Here is a 19,674-nt window from a genome sequence, read left to right as displayed (position 1 = left end):
GCCATCTCACAGATATGCCGGATCGGTTGATGAAAGTCAACGCCTACACCACGTTTGACCTGATCGATGCCACGGTAACGGGCCACGAGTTCGAGGAGGAGTCCTTTGCCGTCCTGAACGCGACATCGCCACGAAAGAACCCCGACGAGGTGAAACTTCAGCTGGAGATCGACAACATGAGCGAGGAGCATCTCCCTGCCCATATGGAAGAGCTACACCTGACGCCGGAGCAGGCCAGAACGCTGGCGAGTGATCTAGAGACACACGCCGACAAAGTAGAAGCAGCGGACGAGTAGTTATTTGTCGTCGAGCCGTGCCAGCTCCTCATCGCTGAGCTCGATCGTCGAGGCCGCGATATTGGCTTCGAGATGCTCCAGCGAGGACGTGCCAGGAATTGGCAGGAGGTTCTCCGATCGTTCGAGCAGCCATGCGAGCGCTATCTGATATCGGGTGGCGTCGTGTGTCCCGGCAATGTCGTCGAGCAGATCTGCGTACTCGCCTAGCTCACCCGACGCAATCGGCGAGTACGGCATGAAGCCGATACCATAGTTCTCGCAGGCCTGCAAGACGTCCTCGTGTTCGCGGTTGGCGACGTTGTACTGGTTCTGTACTGTCGCCACGTCGACGATCTCACGAGCCGCCTCGAGCTGGTCGACGCTCACGTTGCTCAGCCCGATGTGACCGATTACACCCTCGTCTTTGAGTTCGGCGAGCGCGTGAAGCTGGTCGGCCATCGGATACTCGGGGTCCACGCGATGGAGCTGGTAGAGATCGATTTGGTCGACGCGCAGCCGGTCGCGGCTGGTGTAGGCTGCGTGCTGGAGATAGCCGGGATGACCGTGGCGTGCCCACTCGAAGCCTTCGTCGACCTGTCTGATCAGGCCGCCCTTGGTGGCGACGACGACCTCGTCGCGGTACTCGGGATCTGTCATGAGCGTCTCGCCGATCAGTCGTTCGCTCACCGAGGGACCGTACGAATCCGCGGTGTCGATGAAATCGACGCCGAGATCGATCGCCCGACGGAGTACGTCGCGCGCGTTCTCTACATCGTCTGGCTCGCCCGTGACGTGCTCGCCGGTGAGACGCATCGCGCCGAAGCCGAGTCGGTGGACAGTCAGGTCGCCGCCGATCTCGAAGGTGTCGCTCTGGTTGGCACTTGCCATGGTCGGGGTTTACCCGCTTGCGGGTAGTGGTTTGCGATCTTGCGCTGATCAAAGCAGGTTGAGACCCAGCACAAGCACGTGGGCGAGGGCAACGATAGTGACCGTCGCGGCGGCAAGGACGGAGCAGACCACCCCGACAAGTTCGTCCCGGGAGCCAAGCCACCTGCCTATTGCTTCGAGGGCCGTCCACGTCGTCGCGGCGATGACGGGCATGATCGTGACGCCGATCGTACGCCCCACCGTCCGGGTGGAAAGCGAGCCATCGATACCGATCTGCCAGTGAACCGTGACTGTGCTGGGAAGTGTGGCGTACGCGAGAGCGGATGCGACCACCATCGCCGCCAACAGGCCGAGCGAAACCAGCGTCGACGATCGGTCGAGTAGTCGGAGTCGGTCCGGATCGATCTCGGTCGAATCCGCGCGGTCGTATGCTGACATAGCTAGCAATGCAGGGACTGGGAGTATAGCACCCCGAGCAGGACTTCACTGACTGAAGTCGCCGAAACCGATTTATGAGTACTGACAGACAGTGTTCGTATCGTGAGTGAGGAGCCCGATCTGGAAGCGGTTGCCGCCCTGATCGAAGACGAGACGGCGAGACGGATCCTCACCGAAATCAGCAGCCAACCCATGTCCGCATCAGATCTTTCCGAGCGCTGTGATGCGTCGAAACCGACCGTGTATCGTCGACTCGACGATCTCCGGCAGTGTGACCTCCTTGAGGAGACGACGAAGCCGGATCCGTCCGGCGGGCACCACCACACGCTGTATGCGATGAATCTGGATCGGATCGTCGTCGAGGTTGGTGACGGATCGCTCCGACTGGAGATCGACCGACGCGAAACGATGGCAGATCGCTTTACCAGACTCGTGGAGGGGATGTAAAATGCGTCCGCTCCCACTACAGGTAATCGACGAGCCGCAACTACCCGAGTGGTTACTCGCGTTCGGACAGGTCGCAAGTCTGCTAAGCGGGCTAATCGGCGTGTTGATCGCGTATGTCGCGTATCGTGGATACCGACGAAACGACAGCCGACCGATGCTGTATGTGGCTGCGGGATTCGGACTCGCCCTCGGCATCCCCTTCGCACTCTATCCGTTCGTACGTTGCTTCCCGAGGGCGTCGCACAGGGACTGTTCGTCGTCCAGATGTCCAGTCAGCTAACGGGTCTGCTGTTGATTCTGTACGCGCTTCGGATGCAGCCCTGACCTACTCGGCAAGTCGCCCGTACTGATCGTCGGTCAGATCGATCGCCGAGGCAGCGACGTTTGCCTCCAGATGCTCCAGCGAGGAGGTCCCCGGAATCGGCAGCGTTACGTCGGAGTGTTCGAGCAGCCACGCGAGGGCGATCTGATACCGAGACGCCTCATGTTCGGCAGCTACTGACTCGATAACATCCGCCTTCTCGCCGAGGTCACCAGCAGCCAGCGGATACCACGGAATGAATCCGATATCGTAGTTCTCGCAGGCCTGCAGAACGTCCTCATCGCTGCGGTTGACGACGTTGTACTCGTTCTGGACCGTCGCGACGTCGACAATCTCGCGAGCCTGATCCAGCTGCTCGACGGTCACGTTGCTGACGCCGACGTGTTTGATGTAGCCGTCGTCCTGTAACTCGGCGAGCGTGTTGATCGAGTCCACGAAGGGCGTGTCCGGATCGGGGCGGTGGTACTGATAGAGATCGATCTGCTCGACGCCGAGGCGGTCGAGCGAGCACAGCAGTGCGTTGCGGAGGTACTCGGGATCACCGCGCGGGAGCCACTCGGTGGTCGGTTGTCGCAGCAGTCCGCCTTTCGTGGCGATGAGCACCCTGTCTCGGTACTCGGGATCGGAGAGTAGCGCCTCGCGGATCAGGCGCTCACTGGTTCCAGGGCCGTACGAGTCGGCAGTATCGATGAAGTCGACACCGAGGTCTACAGCAGTCCGAAGCACGTTGTGGGCGTTCCCGACGTTCTCGGGGTCGCCGATGATCCCCTCGCCGGTGATCCGCATCGCGCCGTACCCCAGCCGATGGACTGTATCTTCGCCGCCGATATCGAACGTGTCGCTTCGATTCTCGACCATGCCAGACGGTTCGGACTTCACTCACCTATGAGTACCGGCGACGAAGGCGTCGAGACAGCAGTGCCGATAGCAACTGCCTAAGATCTTTTGTTATCAACATCAGTTGTACTCAGCATGCCGAAAGAGTTAATAACATCCATTGTTATTAAATTACTGTTATTTTAGAATCGAAGTACGTAGTCAGTATACAGCCGAAAGTTTAGTCAAAATAATCATTCATTACATTTATTTACTTACCATATAGTCCCATCCATATGTTTGATCGATTGCGGATGATCGTCCCTGATAGAATCAGACGAAGCTACGCTGCGAAGTTCGGCATCATCGTCATACTCCTTGCGCTTTCGGTCGCTGTGATCGGCGGTGTGGCAACTGCGCTTATGTCGGACCAGGTCGAGCAAAGCACGGAGGCCGACTTCGAGGCAACGACGACCGCCGACGCCCAGGCGGTCGATAACTGGCTCAAGACGAGCGCCGTGGAAGTGCGAACGGTTGCGGGTGACAAACGGGTCGAAGAGACCACCGACGGCAGTTCGGACAGTATAAGCGAAGAGGAAGCGGACGAACTCCAGAGCTACCTGTCTTCGTTCACGAGCGATCGTGAGGGGCCGTCCACACTCCAGAAGATCCACCTCGTTGACACGGAAACGAACGAGGTGGTCGTCTCCTCGCGGAACGCCGACACGGGAGAGGTCTTCGAGGAGGATGCGGTCGGCTGGCTGCAGGAGCCACAGTTCGATCGGCGCAATGTCGACGTGTCGCAACCCTACGAAGCCGAGGGTGCAAGCGGTGGAACGACCGGTGACGGCTATTATGCGATTGCGTTCTCGCAGGACATCTCCGAGGAGCTCCGTATCGTCGCCGTGCACGACCTCGAGGCGATTGGGGGGGTCATCCTGTCCGGCAGCGAGAACGAAGAGCTCGACGATTCCTACACCATGGTCGTCGACGAGGAAGATCGGATCACCATGTACGACACCGACCTTGGCTCGGCGGTCGGGGAGACGTATCCGTCCGACAGTCCGGCCCTTGCCGAGGCGCGAGAGCTGCCAGCCCGAACCACCAGTGAATCGATGCTCGTCGACGCCGAACACGTTCCGTCGATGGGAGAGGGTGCCGGTGAGGAGCATCTGGTCGGGTACGCACCGATCAACGAGCGGGACGATCCCGATTCCGACGGCGAGTGGACTGTTATGGTCCACGCCCCGTCCAGTCAGGCGTTTGGCTTCGCCGATACGTTGACGACGTACGGTGCCTTCGCCACTGCAGGTGGCGTGCTCCTCATCGGCATCATCGGGCTCGCACTCGGCCGGAACACCGCTGTGGCGATCGATCGGCTAACCGGCAAGACCGAACGTATGGAAGCGGGTGATCTCGACGTCGATTTCGAGACGCAACGGATCGACAACATCGGTCGGCTGTACGGCGGCTTCGCGAGCATGCGCGACGCGCTCAGAGCGCAGATCCGAGAAGCTCAGGAAGCACGCGATGACGCCGAGACAGAGCGCGAACGGATCGAGCGGATCAATCAGGACCTGCAGGCGTCCGCCGAGGAGTACTGTAGCGTGATGGCAAAAGCGGCCGACGGTGATCTCTCCGTCCGTGCGACTGTCGAGACCGACAACGAGCAGATGCAGGGGATCGGCGAGGATTTCAACGCGATGCTCAGTGAGATCGAGGTTACCGTCGCGGAGCTCAAACAGTTCGCCACGGACGTCGCCACGGCGAGCGAGGAGGTGACCGCCTCCAGCGAGGAGGTCCACAGCGCAAGCCAGCAGGTCACTGAATCGATTCAGGAGATCTCCGAGGGAGCGGAGCGACAGAACGAATCCCTGCAGACGGTCAGCGGGGAGATGAGCGGCCTGTCCGCAACGACCGAGGAGATCGCGTCGTCGTCGAACGATGTCGCGGATATAGCCGAGCGCACCGCACAGACGGGTCGTGAGGGGCGCGAGGCCGCCCAGCAAGCCATCGACGGGATGGCGACGATCGAGGCCGAAAGCGAGGACGCAGTCGAGGAGATCGAGGCGCTCCAGCAGGAGGTCGCCCAGATCGACGAACTGCTCGAGTTCATCACCGAGGTCGCAGAGCAGACCAACATGCTCGCGCTGAACGCCAACATCGAGGCGTCCCGCTCTGGCGAGTCCGGCGAAGGCTTCGCCGTCGTCGCCGAGGAAGTCAAAGAACTCTCGGCCGAAACCAAAGAGGCCGCCGAGAATATCGAGGACCGACTCGAACGCATCAAGGCCCAGACCGACGATACGGTCGAGGAAGTCCGGACGACCAGCGAGGAGATTACCACGCACACCGACTCCGTGCGTGCAGCTGCGGACGCCCTCGACGAGATCGCCGAATACGCACAGGAGACCAACACTGGCGTACAGGAGATCTCCGCGGCGACCGAAGAACAGGCAGCATCGACCGAAGAGGTCGTCACGATGGTCGAGGAGGCCGCGACGATCTCCGAGGAAACTACCGCGGAGTCCGAAAACGTTGCCGCCGCAGCCGAACAACAGACGACCGCGCTCACCGAAGTGTCGCGATCGGCCTCGGAGCTGACCTCACAGGCGAGCCAGCTTTCGGAAGCACTCGACCGCTTCGAGACGGACTCTACGGGAGACGGATCCATGACCCCCGACGGGGCGGCGCTCCCGGCAGCCGACGACGCCGACCCGGACAATGAGAGAGAGGTTGGCGCCGAGCCAGCCGACGGGATCGAATCGGACGCCGAGCCAGCCGATGATACCGAACTGGCCGACAGCACTGCCGCAGTTACCGGGGCGGACGCCGACCCTGTGACGGACAGCGGGCAGGACGAGGCCGGTGAGACCGAGGACGAAGACGACAGGGACTCCACGGCGGACGACGGAGCGAACGACGAGTCGATGTTCTCGTTCGTCGAGGAGAATCAAGAGGATTGAGTGACGGATCGATTCGGCTGAAATCGTCCGGGAGTTACATTGTATACAATGTTACAATGTAACATCTCGGTAGGCGTCGGGGTCAGCTGGTGCCGTCGAACATATCATCCAGATCGTCCGCAATCTCTCTGATCGCGTCGTGTGCTACGTCGACCGACTCTGAACCCGAAAGCATCGTAATAAAGCCGTGAACCATCGACTCGTAGTTGCGATACCGCACCGAGACGCCGTCGTCGATCAGTTGCTCGACGTAGCCCGTCGCGCCATCGCGCAGGGGATCGAACCCGGCGGTAATCACTGTCGCCGGTGGAACACCCGAGACGTCACAGGCCATGGTCGGGTTCGCGTAGGGGTTCCGGAAGTGGACGTCGCTACCGAAATAACAGTCGTGGAACCACTCCAGATCCGCCTCGTCGAGAACGATTCCGGCGTGTTCCTGGACCGAGTCCTGTTCCCTGCGGACGTTGATACCGGGATAGATCAGCACCTGATAGTCGATCTCCGGGCCATCGCGGTCGGCAGCCATCAGCGAGGTAACGGCTGCAAGCGCGCCGCCCGCGCTGTCGCCGATCACGGCAAGCTCGCCGGTTGAGTGGAGCTGTTCTTCGTGTTCGGCGACCCACTCGGTCGCACGGTATGCGTCCTCGACGTTCGCCGGGAACGGATGTTCCGGTGCGAGGCGGTACTCGACTGCGACGACGACACAGTCAGTCTCCCGGGTCAGATGTCGACAGAGCAGGTCGTGGCTCTCCAGATCCCCGAGGACGTGGCCGCCACCGTGGAAGAACACGAGTGTCGGATGGGGCCCTTCGGCCTCGGGCTCGTATACACGGAGCGGCAGGTCGCCGCCCGGACCGTCGATCGTCAGGTCGGTCGTTGCCCCGACCGCGGGCGGGTTTCGGTTTTGTACCCAGTTCAGACCGCGCATGACGAGGCGTATCCAGCGCACAGAGCGGACGGGCATGAGGATGGGCTCGACGCGCTCGCGGCGGGCGAGGATCCGCTGGACGTTCGGGTCGATCTCGTCGGCTTCCATACCGGTCGTGGGAGCGGTCGGGGTAAAAGCCCGACGCTCAGAGTTCGATCGTCTCGCCGAGCGTCGGCGCGCTCGCCTCGATTCCCTCGTCCTGAAGCTCCGCGGCGAAGACCTCACAGCGATCGCCGTGGTTGATCAGTACCGGGACGTCTCGGTAGGACTGCAGAAACTCCCGGAGCCCGCCCTGATCCGCGTGCGCCGAGAAGTCGTACTGCTCGACCTGCGCACTGACCGGCATGATCCGGCCGTCGAGCTCGGCGCTGCCGGTCTCGATCAGCTCCCGGCCCGGCGTCCCCTCGACCTGATAGCCGGTCATGGTGATCTTGTTCGTGGGGTTCGACCTGATCTCGGGGATGTACGTCATCGCGGGGCCGCCGCTGAGCATCCCGCTGGTCGTGATGATCACGGCCTTCTGGTCGGTAATCCGCGTTCGTTGGCCGTCTCGTCCGGTAACGAAGCGGGCGTGGGACTTCGCACGCCTGAGCGCCTCGGCGTCACGGACGAACTCGGGGTGGCGCAGGAGCATGCGCGTAACCTCTTTCCCCATCCCGTCGACGTAACACGGGATATCGTGGGCCGCACAGATCAGCAGCATCTCCTGGGTTCGGCCGATGGCGAAGGCGGGGACGACGACCGTGCCGCCCTGCCAGAGCGTCGTCTCGACGCTCTCGACGAACCGCTCTTCGAGAATGTCCCTCTCATCGTGGTCGACGTCCGAGTACGTGCTCTCACAGAGCACGACGTCAGCGTCGGGCCGGGCCGTCGTTCCGGAGACGAGCCGCTGATCGTCCGTGTGGAAATCTCCCGTGTACAGCAGTCGGGTATCCCCGTCGTCGACGAGCACGTGTGCCGAGCCCGGAATGTGCCCTGCACTGTAGAACGTGATCTCGTAGCCCGCCGTCTCGAAGGGCTCGCAGTAGCCGTGGGTCTCCGAGACCTGTGTCATCCGTCCGACGTCCGTCTCGGTGAATGGACACTGCAGCGTCCCACCATGCAATTTCAGCGTATCCCGCGCGAGCGTCCCCGCGAGTTCCGCGGTCGGCGGCGTCCAGTGAATCGCTGGTCGGTCCCTTCCCGATAGCAGCGCCGGGAGCGTCCCAACGTGATCGAGATGGCCGTGGGAGACGACGACGGCGTCGGGAGAGGGCGTCTCGATCGGAAACTGTGGCGGGGTGGCGGTCAGCATGCCGAAATCGAGCAGCAGGGAGTCGTCGACGAGGATCGCGCTCCGGCCGACTTCGCGCGCGCCGCCGAGAAACCGAATATCCATTATCGGCGATTGGGCCGCACCCGGTATTGGTTCGTCGGTTCGCTGCGGTGACTGCTCAGGAGACGGGGGCCGAAACGCTTGCAAGCGTCCGCGGAGAGTGGTGGGTATGGACAACACAGCGGTCGACCGCGAGTGGTGGAAGGAGGCGGTCGTCTACCAGATCTATCCGCGCAGTTTCAACGACTCGGACGGCGACGGGATCGGCGACCTGCAGGGGATCACCGAGCGCGTCGAGTATCTTGACGACCTCGGCGTCGACGTCGTCTGGCTCTGTCCGGTCTACGGGTCGCCGATGGCCGACAACGGCTACGACATCAGCGACTACCGGTCGATCCATCCCGAGTTCGGCTCGATCGAGGACTGGGAGGAGTTGCTTGCCGAGCTCCACGCTCACGACATTCGGCTGGTGATGGATCTCGTGGTCAACCACACCTCGGACGAACACGAGTGGTTCCAGCAGTCCCGCCGTCGAGAGGCAGGCTACGAGAACTACTACTACTGGCGCGACGGCGATGTGAACGAAAACGGTGATCCCGTCCCGCCGAACAACTGGGGCTCGTTCATGGGCGGGTCGGCCTGGAGCTACGACGAGGTACGCGAGCAGTGGTATCTGCACATCTTCGACGAGAAACAGCCCGATCTGAACTGGCGCACCCCCGAGGTGCGCGAGGCGGTCGCCGACCTCGTGAACTGGTGGCTCGACAAGGGGATCGACGGCTTCCGGATCGACGCGATCCACTTCATCTCCAAGCCGGAGGGGCTTCCCGACGCCACCGGGGACCGCGAACCGACCGGCGTCGAACTGTACGGCCACGGCCCACGCATCCACGAGTACCTGCGCGAACTCCACGAGCGGACCTTCGCGAACTACGATGCGATGACCGTCGCGGAGATGGCCGATACCACCGTCGAGATGGCCGACGACTACCTCGGCGAGAGCGGCGACGGGCTCGACATGATCTTTCACTTCGAGCATATGTACATGGACAACGGCCCGCGCGGACGCTGGGATCCGGAGAGGTGGGGCGACTGGGAGCTCACCGAGCTCAAAGAGATCATGCGCCGCTGGCAGGCCGATCTCACCGACGACGGCTGGAACGCCCAGTACCTCGGCAACCACGATCAGCCCCGCATCGTCTCGCGCTTTGGCGACGACGACGAGTTCCACAGGGAGAGCGCAACACTGCTCGCTACCTTCCTGCTGACGAGTCGTGGGACACCCTTTATTTATCAGGGCGAGGAGATCGGCATGACCAACGCCGAGTGGCCCACGATCGACGACCTCGACGACCCCATGACGATCGGCGCGATTGAGGATCTGATCGAGGCCGGCGAGATCGAGGGCTACGACGAGGTCCGCGAGTTCGTCGAGTACATGACCCGGGACAACGCCCGGACGCCGATGCAGTGGGACGACTCCGAGAACGCCGGGTTCACAGACGGCGAGCCGTGGCTCCCGCTCAACGGGAACTATCCGGCGATCAACGTCGAAAAAGCGCGAGCGCAGCAGGGATCGATCCGGCAGTACTATCGCCGGCTGATCGACCTGCGGGCTGCCGAGGACGCGCTCGTCTACGGCGACTTCGAGCTCTTGGCCCCCGATCACGACCAGCTCTTTGCCTACACCCGAACCGGCACGGAGGGGACGTTCCTGATCGTGCTCAACTGGTCGGCCGAGCCGGCCGTTTTCGAGGGGGCGAGTGTCGACACCACGCCGGAATCGATCGTCACGAGCAACTACGAGGAGTCGCCGCGCGATCCGGCTGGCGCGACACTGCGACCGTACGAGGCGGTCGTCTACCGGCTCTGAATGGGTCGCTCTGTGTGAGCGCCACGGCGGGGCCCTTCGCTACCGCCACGGCGTGACCCCTCCGCTACCGCCGCACCGCGAGCACTGAGAGATCGGAGAACGGGGTTTCTTCCGGCCCGCTGCCGCCCGCGTGCTCCGCCAGCGCCCCGAGCGTCGTCCGCGTGATCGACTGATCGTCGTGTGTGAGCCGTTCGAGGACGAGCGCGGTATCGTCGACCTGCCCGCCGTGCTTGAGCAGGTTGGCCGCGATGTCGCCGGGCATCCAGTCGAACGGACGCGGGAGGACGAGGAGGTGGCGCTCGCCGACGTCTTGCCGGAGGCGGGCGAGGTCCGCGGCGAGGTCGCCGCTCTTGTGCAGCGTGACGAAGGTCGTGTCTTCCATCGGCGTCCGGCCGTAGCTCGCGGCAACCTGCAACGAGGAGATTCCGGGGACGACCCGGAGATCGACTCCGCCGTCGGTCGCCTCGTCGACCGCCCGCTCTACTTTCCCGACGAACTGGTAGCCCGAGTGGTTCGGATCGCCCATCAGCACGGCGGTCCCGCGCTCGCCCGCGGTGACACGGTCGGCGAACTCGGTCAGTGCGGCCGCCTCGTCCCGATAGCCGCAGGTCAGCAGGTCGGCATCCGTCAGATCGCCGACGAACTCGACGACGGTCTCGAAGCCGACCACGACGTCGGCCTCGCGGATCGCACGCTCGCCGCGGGGGACGAGGTACTCCGAGTTACCGGGACCGATTCCGACCGCGTGAACCGGATCGGTGCCATCCTCTTGCTCCGGCGGTTCCGGCGATGTGGCCGCGTATTCGGCCGGGTCGGGACCGGAATCGAGGTCGTACTCGTCGTCGCTCACAGCTCTCCCGCCTCGAGCGCGTCTAGCGTCGTCTCGCCGCTCCGAACGTCGCTAGCGACGTGGACGAACTCGTTTGTCAACCCGGCTGCGAGCCCGGAGCCGCCCCGTCGGCCGACGTTGGTGACCGCCGGGACATCGTACTCCCCCACGACGTCCCGCAACCGCTGTCGGCTCTCTGCGGCCTTGACGAAGCCGACCGGCGTCGCGACCACTACTGCGGGACGAGTTCCCTGCTCGATGCAGTCGGCCAGCGCGAGCGCCGCCGTCGGCGCGTTCCCCACGACTGCGATGGCATCCTCGTAGACGCCTTCTCTGTCGAGTTCAAGGACGCTCGCCGCTGTTCGGGTCATCCCAGTCTCGGCAGCGAGTTCGGCACCGTTGCCGATCGCTTTGCGCACCTCGCAGTCGTGGCCGCGGCCGGTGATCCCCGATTTCACCATCGTGATGTCGGTGACGATCGGCCGCTCGTCGAGGACGGCCCGCGCACCCGCGGGCACCGGATCGTTCGCGAAGCGCATCAGGTACTGGAACTCGGAATCGCCGGTGGCGTGGACCGACTTGGCCCGCAATCGATCGTTCGGCCGCTCCTGCGGGACGAGCTCGTGAACCCGGTCCATGCTCGTCTCCGCGATCGCCATGGCGTCCGCGGTTGTCGCGCCCAGATCGGCGTACTCCTCGAACTCCTCGCCGCCGTCCGTGGCGATCCGTCGTCCGTTTCGATCAGTCGTCATCGCCGATCACCTCCGCTGGGTCGCGTGCGGCACGCGCCTCCAGATCGCCGTCGACGTCGAGATTCAGATCGCGTAACTCGGCGACGGTCTCCTCGTCGGCGTCCCAGAGCCCCCGATCGACGGCTTCCAGTAGCGTGTCCGTAATCGACTCCAGCGCCCACGGATTCACCTCACGCATCCACTCGGCCCGATCCTCGTCGAGAGCGTACTTTTCGGCGACCTCGTTCCAGAGGTGGTCCGAGACGACGCCGGTCGTCGCGTCCCAGCCGAGCGTGACGTCGACCGTCTTCGAGAGGTCGCCAGCGCCCTTGTAGCCGTGTTCTTCCATCGAGTCGAGCCAGTTCGGGTTGAGCACGCGCGAGCGCATCGACTTGCGAACTTTCTCCTCGTTGGTGTAGACGGTCACGTTGTCCGGGTCCGAGGAGTCGCCGACGTAAGATGCCGGCTCCGAGTCCGAGACCTCGGTGACGGCAGTGATGAAGCCGCCGTGGAAGGCATACCAGTCCGAGGAGTCGAACTCGTCTTGTTCCATCGTGTCCTCGATCTTGACCGTTGCCTCGACCGTTCCGAGGCGGCGCTCGAAGGCGTCGTGGGCCTCCGTGGTTTTCCCCCGCGAGCCGAGCGCGTAGCCGCCCCACTGGACGTAGACGTCGGCGAGATCGGAGCGATCCTCCCAGTTCCCCTCGTCGACGGCCTTGTTCGTCCCGGCACCGTACCCGCCGGGCCGGGTCGTGAACACCCGGTGTTTCGCGGCCGATTCGGGATCGTCGTGGCCCTCCTCGGCCAGTTCCTCGGCCTCCGCCTCGACGTGTTTTTTGACGTAATTCCTCTCGTGGGGTTCGTCAAGGTCGACGACGGCGTCGACCGCGTCGTGGATGACGCTTGCCGCCTGCGGGAACGCGTCACGGAACAGTCCCGAGACGCGGGTCGTCACGTCGACCCGCGGGCGACCGAGGTCGTCGAGCGGGATCGGCTCCACGTCGTCGATCCGTCCCGCGTCGGTCCAGATCGGCTCGACGCCCATCATCGCGAGCACCTGCGCGACGGTCTCGCCGCGGGTCCGGACGGTCGGCGTCCCCCACGCGACGACGCCGACCTCCTCGGGATACTCGCCGTTCTCGTCGTGGTGTCGGGAGAGCGTGTCCGCGGCGATCTCGCGGCCGACCTCCCAGGCGGGCTTAGCGGGGATCTTCCGCGGATCGAGGGTGTAGAAGTTCCGGCCCGTGGGAAGCAGATCGACGCCGCCGCGGGTCGGTGCGCCCGAGCCTCCCGGCGGCACGTACTTGCCGGCGAGGGCGTCGGCCGTCCGCGGGATCTCCCTTTCGGCACCCGCCACCCGAGGCGCGGCCTCCTCGCAGATGAACGCCAGCGCCTCTCTGAGGTCGTCGTGGGCGCCGCCCTCGACCCGGGCGTCCCCGAGCGGGTCGATATCGACGACCATGAGGTTCATCGTCGTCTCATCGCCCGGTTTCGCGTCCGATTCCGCCTCGGGCACGTCGAAGTCGTGTGCGGCGAGCGTGCGGACCAGCTCCTTGCTCCGCTCGTAGACCTCGTCGGCGGCCTCGCCGTAGGTCATGCCCAGCCGCTCGTCGTACTCGCCGGGCGCATCGAGCATCCGATCGTAGTCGACGCCGAGGACGCCGGCGACCGACTCGCGAAGGCTCGGCCCGCCGGGGTTCTCCAGGCGGGTGAGCGCGACGAGATACTCAACCAGTCGGTCCTCGGCCGGCGGCTCGCCCATCGTGTGTAGCCCGAGCCGGATCTGGGTGTTCTTCACGTCGGTCAGATAGGAGTGGATCCGCTCGACGAGGTCGTCGGTGTCGATCTCGTCCGGTCCGTCGGCGTCGCCGACGAGTTCGTCGCCGTCGACTGCCCCCTCCGCGAGCGTCGTGCCCGCCTCGTCGGGGCCGCGAACCTCGACCCGCTCGTCGATCTCACCGGCGATACCGAGCTCGACGGCGAGATCGAGCTCCTCGACTTTCTCGCGAAGGAGCTGCTCCAGTCGCGCACCCTCGTCGTTGCGGACCTCCGTGCCGCCGGCCTCGCGGTACTGGCGGGCCAGATCCTCCAGTTCGGCGAGTTCGTCGTAGCTCCCCGCACGGCCCATCACTGGCGTCAGGTAGTCAACGACGGCAGCGTACGAACGGCGCTTCGCCTGGGTCCCCTCGCCCGGGTTGTTGACGATGTACGGATAGACGTTCGGGAGGTCATCGACCAGACCGTCGGGCGCGGAGCCGGCGTGCAGCCCGACCGTCTTGCCCGGCAGCCACTCCAGCGAGCCGTGCGTGCCCAGGTGGACGACGGCGTCGGCCGCGAACTCGTGCCGGAGCCACGCGTAGAAGGCGACGTAGTCGTGTGGCGGCCAGAGATCGGAGTCGTGATACACCTTTTCGGGATCCATGCCGAAGCCCCGCGGCGGCTGGACGGTGACGAGCACGTTCCCGAACTCGATGCCGGGGATCGCGAAGGGTCGCTCCGGCGGCTCGCCCCACTCGTCGAGGACGCCCTCGCGGAACCCCTCGGCGGCGTCGTCGAACCACTCGTCGTACTGTGTCGGTGAGACCACGTCGACGCTCCGCTCCCGGACGTCATCGGGAGCGACCCACCGGTCGTCGAGGGTGAGCTGTGCGGTGAGCGCGTCGATGAGCTCCATCCCGTCGTCGACCGGTCCGCTCCCATGCGCGGACGAGGCACCGTCGCCGAGATCGTAGCCGCGCGCGCCCAACTCGTCTAGCAGGTTCACCGTGGACTCGGGCGAGTCGAGGCCGAAGGCGGTGCCGATCCCGTCGTCGCTCGGCGGGTAGTTGTGGAGGACGACGGCGACCTGTTTCTCGTCGTTGGGCGTGTGTCGAAGCTTTGCCCAGTTGACCGCCAGTCGCGCCGCGTGGTCGACCCGGTCCTCGATCGGGAAATGCTGTTTCGGCGCTGAGCCGACGCCTGCCGTGCCGTCCATCCGTTCTTTCCCCGAGATCGGATGAGTGATGACGTTGCCGTCGAACTCCGGGAGGGCGACCGACAGGGCAAGCTCAAAGCCCATCACGCCGGTCTCGCTGGCCTCGTACCGCGACCGGGAGCGCATCGTCGTCACCGTCTGGATGACCGGGACGCCGAGTTCGTCGAGGAACACGTCCTCCGCGGCGGAGCCCTCGTCATCGGCGTCCCGACCGCGCTCGCTCATCGACAGCGAGAACATAAACGAGGAGAGGACGGCGTCGACGACCGGCTCGCCCACGTCGTCGGTGAAGTAGTTCTCGACCGTCCACTCGGCGTCTTCCTGGCCCTCCTCGTCGGTAACCGGGTTACAGAACACCGGCAGCGCGTTCGCGCCGAGGGCCTCCAGTCGCCGCACCTGCGCGTCGACGTAGCGGGTGTTCTCGTGCGTCCAGTGCGATTCGTAAAACCAGATGCCAACGGTGGGCGCGCTCTCCTCGAACGTCGCGACGAGTTCCTCGTAGCCCGTGCCCGGGTGATCGGGATGATAGACGCCCTCGGTCGGTAACTCGACCGGCTCGCCGACCTCGCCGGTCCAGGCGTCGTCCGCGCTCGCTCCGGAACCGTACTCCCGTACGAGATACCGGGTGGCGTTCGCGATATTGATTGTCCCTCCCCGTTCGAGATACTCGTAGACGGCGTCGCGGTCGGACGCCGGTACGCTGGTGTCTTCGATCGCGAAGGCATCGCCCGTCGCCTTCACGACGAGTGGGACGCCCGCGTCGTGCAGTTCCTCGACCGCCAACTCGTAGCCGGGCATGCTGTCCTCGGCACCGTGGAGCCAGAAGACGGTCGCTGTCACGTCGCGAAGCTCGTCGACGAACGACGCGATCGCTTCCTCGTCGTCCAGATCGCTTTCGGATCTGACGACCAGGTCGATCCCGTCGAGTCGCTCCGCAGCGGCCTGTACTGCCCCGAGTTCGTTCTCCGTCGCCGTGTAGAGGCCGATCTTCGTCACAAGTTATTAAACCTCCTCTGCGGTAACACAAGTATGGTTGATCTGGGGCCGGGCAAAAAGGTTTCTACGCCGTTCCCGGCGATCGTCGGACAGGAGTCGCTCAAGCGAGTCTTGCTTGCCCTCGCCGTGGAGGACGGACTCGCCGGGGCGCTCGTCCGTGGCGAGAAAGGGACCGCCAAATCGACGGCGGTCAGGGCGATGGCCGACCTGCTGCCCGACCAGCGCGTCGTTGCGGACTGTCCCTACGGCTGTCCTCCGGATTCGGTGGTTGACGACGTGCCCGCGACACAGTGTGTGGACTGTCGTGATCGGACGGACCCACCCGTCGAGACGCGACCGACCCCGATCGTTACCCTCCCGCTGGGCGCGACCCGCGACCGCGTGGTCGGGACGCTCTCCGTTGCTGATGCCCTCGACGGGGACGCCGAGTTCGAGCCGGGGTTGCTCGCCCGCGCGAACCGGGGAGTGCTCTACGTCGACGAGGTGAATCTGCTCGATGACCATCTCGTCGACGTGTTGCTCGATGCGGCCGCGATGGGGACCAATCGGGTCGAACGCGACGGCGTCAGCGTCACCCACCCTGCCGATTTCACGTTGGTCGGGACGATGAATCCAGAGGAAGGCGAGCTGCGACCCCAGCTCCGGGATCGCTTCGACCTCTGTGTCGAGGTGACCGGCAGCGACGACCCCGACGAGCGCGTCGAGATTCTCGAACGGGTCCTCGACGACGGCGACGGCAGGGAGCTACACGCTCAGTTCGCCGACAAAACCGACTCTCTCCGCGAGCGCGTTCACGACGCTCGCGACCGTCGCCCCGACCTTCCGGCGGAGTTCAAACGCGCGATCGTCGAGCTCTGTCGCGACGCAGGCGTCGAAGGACATAGGGCTGACTTCGCGACCGCCCGCGCCGCACGGGCGTTCGCCGCGCTCGATGGTCGTCCGAAGGTGCTCGAATCCGACATCGCCGAAGCCGCCGAGTACGCGCTCGCCCACCGGATGCGGAGCCGACCGTTCGAGGACGCTCCGGATCCCGAGGAGGTGATCGACGACCGGTTCGACGAGGCAGACGACGGCGAGGGCGAGCGGGCGGACGGCGAGGACGACTCTGCCGAGGACGGCGAGGAAAGCACCGAAGGGGGTGGCGAAGACGATCGACGGAACGACGACTCCGGTGGGGATGGTGAAGATGGCGAGAGCGAGAACTCCGCTGCGGCTGGCGAGAGCGAGGGAAACTCCGGCACGGCCGACGAGAACGACGGTGTGGGCGATGAGGAACACACTGAGGGGAGCGACGACGACGGATCGACAGAACCGGATCGTCGACCCGGATCGGTACCGGACGATCCACAGGAGGGCACTGGCGACGAACCCGGTGGCGATTCCACCGAGGACGATGCCGACGACGACTCCGCGACCCCGCTCGTCCCCGGCGGTGCTCGTGCGGGCGTCGGCGAGGCGACGGCACCCGACCTGGAGACGCCGACGGCGTCGGGAAGCGCTGCAGGAAACGAAACCGGTCGCGGCGACGCGACACCCTCTGTCGACGGCCGCGGCGCGACGGTGCGGACCGAACCGGCCGACGACCGCGGCACGGTCGACACCGCCGCCAGCGTTCGGACGGCCGCACGGAACGGCCGTTCGACGCCGACCGATTGGGATCTCCAGCAGGCCGTCCGGACGGGCGATGCTCGCACCCTCACGGTGTTTCTCACCGACGCCAGCGCCTCGATGGCACCGGCGATGCGTGCCGCGAAGGGCGTGGCGCTGGAGCTGTTGAAAGACGCCTACACCGAGCGCGACGAGGTGGCGCTGATCGCCTTCGGCGGCGAGGACGCCGAGGTGCTTTTGCCCCCGACGACCAGCGTCACCCTCGCCGCCCGTCATCTCAAGGATCTGCCGACGGCGGATCGGACACCGCTGCCCGCCGGGCTCGACGCCGCGACCGAGCTCATCGAGCGCGAGGACCCCGACAGCGCTCTCGTCGTGCTCGTCTCGGACGGGCGCGCGAACGTAGCCGACGGGAGTCCGACGGCAGCGACTCGTGCCGCAGCACGTCGATTGGGCGGGACCGACGCCTCGATGCTGGCCGTGGATGCCGGAGAATCACGGGCTGGGCTTCTCGATGTGGTCTGTGAGGCGACCGACGCGGAGCGGGTTCCCCTGTCCGCGCTGTCGCCCGAGACTGTCGTCGATGGCCACTGAACTAGCTACGGCTTCGAGATGACGCGCAGCCGATGCGCACCGCGATGATCGTCCTCGTCGTGATATGCGATCGGTTCTTCGAGCACGGCGACCAGATCGTCGTTGACGGCGACCGCGACAGCGATACCGTCCGTTCCGAACCGTCGGTTCTCGCCTGAGTCCGGCCCGACGAACCGCAATCCGTGCGTCTCCGGATCTCGGTCCCGGAAGTGTTGCCCGACGGCGAGAGCTATCTCATCACCCATCCAATCTTGACCGCCGAGCCAGCCATCGACCGCCAGGGTTCGGCGGCGATCACCGGTCTCGCGGTCGACGACGGCCATGGAGTGCTCGTCCGGGTGTCGTTCGTCCGTGTCCCGTCCGTCCTCGGGGAACGTGTTGCCGGTCACGAACAGCGCGTGATCGTCGTCGACCGTGACGTGGTTCGGATACGTGTACACGGTATCATCGTCCTCTAACGGCCGACCCAGGTCGACCTGCCAGCGTTCCCCGCCGGTTCGATCCAGCGCGTAGCCCCGATAATCGCCGTGGCTCGCGAGAACGACGCCCTCGTCGTCCAGTGCGACGTCGCCAACCCTGCGCCCGCCGTCGGTGCCGGGATCCCAGGTGTGATCGAGGTCGCCGTCCGCGGCGTCGAGGACGACGAGCCCACACTGGTGGTCACCGTGACAGCGGTTGTACGCGACCGCGACCCGATCGTCCCGCCGATCGAGCGCGATCGGCGAGGCGTCGGCGTCGTAGGTCCACGCGACGGTGCCGTCCGGATCGAACGCGTACACGCGGCTCTCGAAGTCCCGGTCGTCGCCGTCCCGTTCGTACCGACGTGCCGCGGCGTACAGCCGATCTCCCGCGGTCCCGTTTGCCGTTGCGTCGCTCGCCAGATCGACCGTCATCGGATAGTAAAACAGCGTCTCCTTCGTCGCGCTCCCGAGGTCGGCTTCGAGGTCGTGGCTCCAGCGAACCCTCCCCTCGATCGCGTCGAGCAGGGCGAGCACGGCCGTCTCGCCGCGCGTCCCGACGAGGACGACCGGCTCGTCGTCCACGAGCGTCGGTTCGAGCGCGACCGCCATCCCGCCGAGGTCGACCGACCACAGTTCGGTGCCCCCGTCGTCTACCGCGCGAACGACGCCGTGGCCGGTGCCGACGAGGAACGCCGGGGGGTCTTCGATATCCGCATCGTCGAACGACGCGAGCGCCGAGCGGGTCCACTGCTGGCGCGTACTTCGGGGCGTCAGCTCGGGGAGCTCGACCGTCGTTTCGGGATCGAGCGGCCGGGACGTGAGTCGTCCTTCGGCGTCCTCACTCATCCGTCGGAAAGACCTCGTGAAGCGTGTGATGGGAGTCGCCAAGATCCGACAACAGCGTCTCGCCGGAGTCGGCGATCCGCGCCAGCGAACGCTCGGCGTCACGGACCGCAACGAGTCGACCGCGCAGATAGTCGATCTCCGGGTCCGACGGATCGGCCGCGGCGACCTCCGCTTCCAGGTCGACGAGCGCGGCGTCGAGATGTCGTTGCAGTGCAGCGACCGACTCGGCGTTCGCCAGCGCGGCGATCGGACCGTCGCCGTTGAGCGCGTCGCCGAGTTCCTGTTCTGCGTGCTGGCGGACGGCGTCGTCCTCCGTCCCGAGCACGTTCATCAGTCCGAGGCGTAGCGCTTCGATTTCGTCACAGCTCAT

Annotated in this window: 16 protein-coding genes; 6 read left to right on the top strand and 10 right to left on the bottom strand. The window is 65.1% G+C overall.

The window, feature by feature from the left end; all coding sequences use genetic code 11:
- Nucleotides 1–14: 14 nt before the first annotated feature.
- On the top strand, nt 15–296 hold the full coding sequence (locus tag AArcS_RS06015; protein ID WP_238479579.1) for a DUF6360 family protein: 282 nt from the start codon (nt 15–17) through the stop codon (nt 294–296).
- On the opposite strand, the gene AArcS_RS06010 is transcribed toward AArcS_RS06015, so the two are convergent.
- Together AArcS_RS06010 and AArcS_RS06005 are read right to left on the bottom strand one after the other, a co-directional pair.
- A complete protein-coding gene (locus AArcS_RS06010; protein WP_238479578.1) occupies nt 297–1,163 on the bottom strand; it encodes an aldo/keto reductase in 867 nt (288 codons plus the stop codon). It lies immediately after the preceding gene.
- Nucleotides 1,164–1,211: 48 nt separating this feature from the next.
- Nucleotides 1,212–1,601, bottom strand: a complete 390-nt coding sequence (locus tag AArcS_RS06005; protein ID WP_238479577.1) for a DUF1648 domain-containing protein — start codon at nt 1,599–1,601, stop codon at nt 1,212–1,214.
- Between the two features lie 102 nt (nt 1,602–1,703).
- Between AArcS_RS06005 and AArcS_RS06000 the strand changes: the two genes are divergently transcribed.
- Together AArcS_RS06000 and AArcS_RS15990 are read left to right on the top strand one after the other, a co-directional pair.
- The gene (locus AArcS_RS06000; protein ID WP_238479576.1) at nt 1,704–2,048 is read left to right on the top strand and encodes a winged helix-turn-helix domain-containing protein; all 345 of its coding nucleotides are present in this window, start codon (nt 1,704–1,706) and stop codon (nt 2,046–2,048) included.
- Between the two features lies 1 nt (nt 2,049).
- Nucleotides 2,050–2,328, top strand: coding sequence for a DUF7521 family protein (locus AArcS_RS15990; RefSeq protein WP_445668773.1), 279 nt, complete (start codon nt 2,050–2,052; stop codon nt 2,326–2,328).
- A 45-nt stretch (nt 2,329–2,373) separates the two neighbouring features.
- Here AArcS_RS15990 and AArcS_RS05995 read toward each other — a convergent pair whose 3' ends face one another.
- Nucleotides 2,374–3,228 carry an aldo/keto reductase gene (locus AArcS_RS05995; protein WP_238479575.1) on the bottom strand — a complete coding sequence of 285 codons (855 nt, stop codon included), beginning with the start codon at nt 3,226–3,228 and terminating at the stop codon, nt 2,374–2,376.
- 254 nt (nt 3,229–3,482) lie between these two features.
- Here AArcS_RS05995 and AArcS_RS05990 point away from each other — a divergent pair, with 254 nt between their 5' ends.
- A complete protein-coding gene (locus AArcS_RS05990; RefSeq protein WP_238479574.1) occupies nt 3,483–6,149 on the top strand; it encodes a methyl-accepting chemotaxis protein in 2,667 nt (888 codons plus the stop codon).
- Nucleotides 6,150–6,231: 82 nt separating this feature from the next.
- Here the strand turns inward: AArcS_RS05990 and lipP1 are convergent, their stop codons facing one another.
- Together lipP1 and AArcS_RS05980 are read right to left on the bottom strand one after the other, a co-directional pair.
- Nucleotides 6,232–7,185: a LipP1 family hormone-sensitive lipase gene (gene lipP1 / locus AArcS_RS05985; RefSeq protein ID WP_238479573.1), complete on the bottom strand. Its 954-nt coding sequence runs from the start codon at nt 7,183–7,185 to the stop codon at nt 6,232–6,234.
- 37 nt (nt 7,186–7,222) lie between these two features.
- On the bottom strand, nt 7,223–8,455 hold the full coding sequence (locus AArcS_RS05980) for an MBL fold metallo-hydrolase (protein WP_238479572.1): 1,233 nt from the start codon (nt 8,453–8,455) through the stop codon (nt 7,223–7,225).
- 106 nt (nt 8,456–8,561) lie between these two features.
- Between AArcS_RS05980 and AArcS_RS05975 the strand changes: the two genes are divergently transcribed.
- Nucleotides 8,562–10,265 (top strand): glycoside hydrolase family 13 protein, encoded by a 1,704-nt coding sequence (locus AArcS_RS05975; RefSeq protein WP_238479571.1) that lies wholly within the window; start codon nt 8,562–8,564, stop codon nt 10,263–10,265.
- Nucleotides 10,266–10,329: 64 nt separating this feature from the next.
- Here AArcS_RS05975 and AArcS_RS05970 read toward each other — a convergent pair whose 3' ends face one another.
- The 3 genes from AArcS_RS05970 to AArcS_RS05960 are packed head-to-tail and all read right to left on the bottom strand — an operon-like array spanning nt 10,330 to nt 15,795.
- Nucleotides 10,330–11,115: a cobalt-precorrin-7 (C(5))-methyltransferase gene (locus AArcS_RS05970; protein WP_238479570.1), complete on the bottom strand. Its 786-nt coding sequence runs from the start codon at nt 11,113–11,115 to the stop codon at nt 10,330–10,332.
- Complete coding sequence (locus tag AArcS_RS05965; protein ID WP_238479569.1) at nt 11,112–11,846, bottom strand: precorrin-8X methylmutase; 735 nt, start codon at nt 11,844–11,846, stop codon at nt 11,112–11,114. The genes AArcS_RS05970 and AArcS_RS05965 overlap by 4 nt, the downstream gene beginning before the upstream one ends.
- Nucleotides 11,836–15,795 carry a cobaltochelatase subunit CobN gene (locus AArcS_RS05960; RefSeq protein WP_238479568.1) on the bottom strand — a complete coding sequence of 1,320 codons (3,960 nt, stop codon included), beginning with the start codon at nt 15,793–15,795 and terminating at the stop codon, nt 11,836–11,838. Before AArcS_RS05960 ends, AArcS_RS05965 begins: the two co-directional genes overlap by 11 nt.
- 33 nt (nt 15,796–15,828) lie before the next feature.
- Here AArcS_RS05960 and AArcS_RS05955 point away from each other — a divergent pair, with 33 nt between their 5' ends.
- Nucleotides 15,829–17,997: a VWA domain-containing protein gene (locus AArcS_RS05955; RefSeq protein WP_238479567.1), complete on the top strand. Its 2,169-nt coding sequence runs from the start codon at nt 15,829–15,831 to the stop codon at nt 17,995–17,997.
- Between the two features lie 5 nt (nt 17,998–18,002).
- On the opposite strand, the gene AArcS_RS05950 is transcribed toward AArcS_RS05955, so the two are convergent.
- Together AArcS_RS05950 and AArcS_RS05945 are read right to left on the bottom strand one after the other, a co-directional pair.
- The gene (locus AArcS_RS05950) at nt 18,003–19,304 is read right to left on the bottom strand and encodes an outer membrane protein assembly factor BamB family protein (protein WP_238479566.1); all 1,302 of its coding nucleotides are present in this window, start codon (nt 19,302–19,304) and stop codon (nt 18,003–18,005) included.
- Nucleotides 19,297–19,674 (bottom strand): DUF3209 family protein, encoded by a 378-nt coding sequence (locus AArcS_RS05945; protein WP_238479565.1) that lies wholly within the window; start codon nt 19,672–19,674, stop codon nt 19,297–19,299. Before AArcS_RS05945 ends, AArcS_RS05950 begins: the two co-directional genes overlap by 8 nt.

This window comes from Natranaeroarchaeum sulfidigenes (genome assembly GCF_017094485.1).
GTDB lineage: Archaea > Halobacteriota > Halobacteria > Halobacteriales > Natronoarchaeaceae > Natranaeroarchaeum > Natranaeroarchaeum sulfidigenes.
Note: the sequence above shows the minus strand (reverse complement) of the source record. Positions and strands in the feature narration are given on the sequence as shown.

Bases quoted from the DNA above. Each gene is read 5' to 3' on its own strand.
- AArcS_RS06015 (WP_238479579.1), top strand. From the start codon at position 15: ATGCCGGATCGGTTGATGAAAGTCAACGCCTACACCACGTTTGACCTG.
- AArcS_RS06010 (WP_238479578.1), bottom strand. From the start codon at position 1,163: ATGGCAAGTGCCAACCAGAGCGACACCTTCGAGATCGGCGGCGACCTG.
- AArcS_RS06005 (WP_238479577.1), bottom strand. From the start codon at position 1,601: ATGTCAGCATACGACCGCGCGGATTCGACCGAGATCGATCCGGACCGA.
- AArcS_RS15990 (WP_445668773.1), top strand. From the start codon at position 2,050: ATGCGTCCGCTCCCACTACAGGTAATCGACGAGCCGCAACTACCCGAG.
- AArcS_RS05995 (WP_238479575.1), bottom strand. From the start codon at position 3,228: ATGGTCGAGAATCGAAGCGACACGTTCGATATCGGCGGCGAAGATACA.
- AArcS_RS05990 (WP_238479574.1), top strand. From the start codon at position 3,483: ATGTTTGATCGATTGCGGATGATCGTCCCTGATAGAATCAGACGAAGC.
- lipP1 (WP_238479573.1), bottom strand. From the start codon at position 7,185: ATGGAAGCCGACGAGATCGACCCGAACGTCCAGCGGATCCTCGCCCGC.
- AArcS_RS05980 (WP_238479572.1), bottom strand. From the start codon at position 8,455: ATGGATATTCGGTTTCTCGGCGGCGCGCGCGAAGTCGGCCGGAGCGCG.
- AArcS_RS05975 (WP_238479571.1), top strand. From the start codon at position 8,562: ATGGACAACACAGCGGTCGACCGCGAGTGGTGGAAGGAGGCGGTCGTC.
- AArcS_RS05965 (WP_238479569.1), bottom strand. From the start codon at position 11,846: ATGACGACTGATCGAAACGGACGACGGATCGCCACGGACGGCGGCGAG.
- AArcS_RS05955 (WP_238479567.1), top strand. From the start codon at position 15,829: ATGGTTGATCTGGGGCCGGGCAAAAAGGTTTCTACGCCGTTCCCGGCG.
- AArcS_RS05950 (WP_238479566.1), bottom strand. From the start codon at position 19,304: ATGAGTGAGGACGCCGAAGGACGACTCACGTCCCGGCCGCTCGATCCC.
- AArcS_RS05945 (WP_238479565.1), bottom strand. From the start codon at position 19,674: ATGAGCTGTGACGAAATCGAAGCGCTACGCCTCGGACTGATGAACGTG.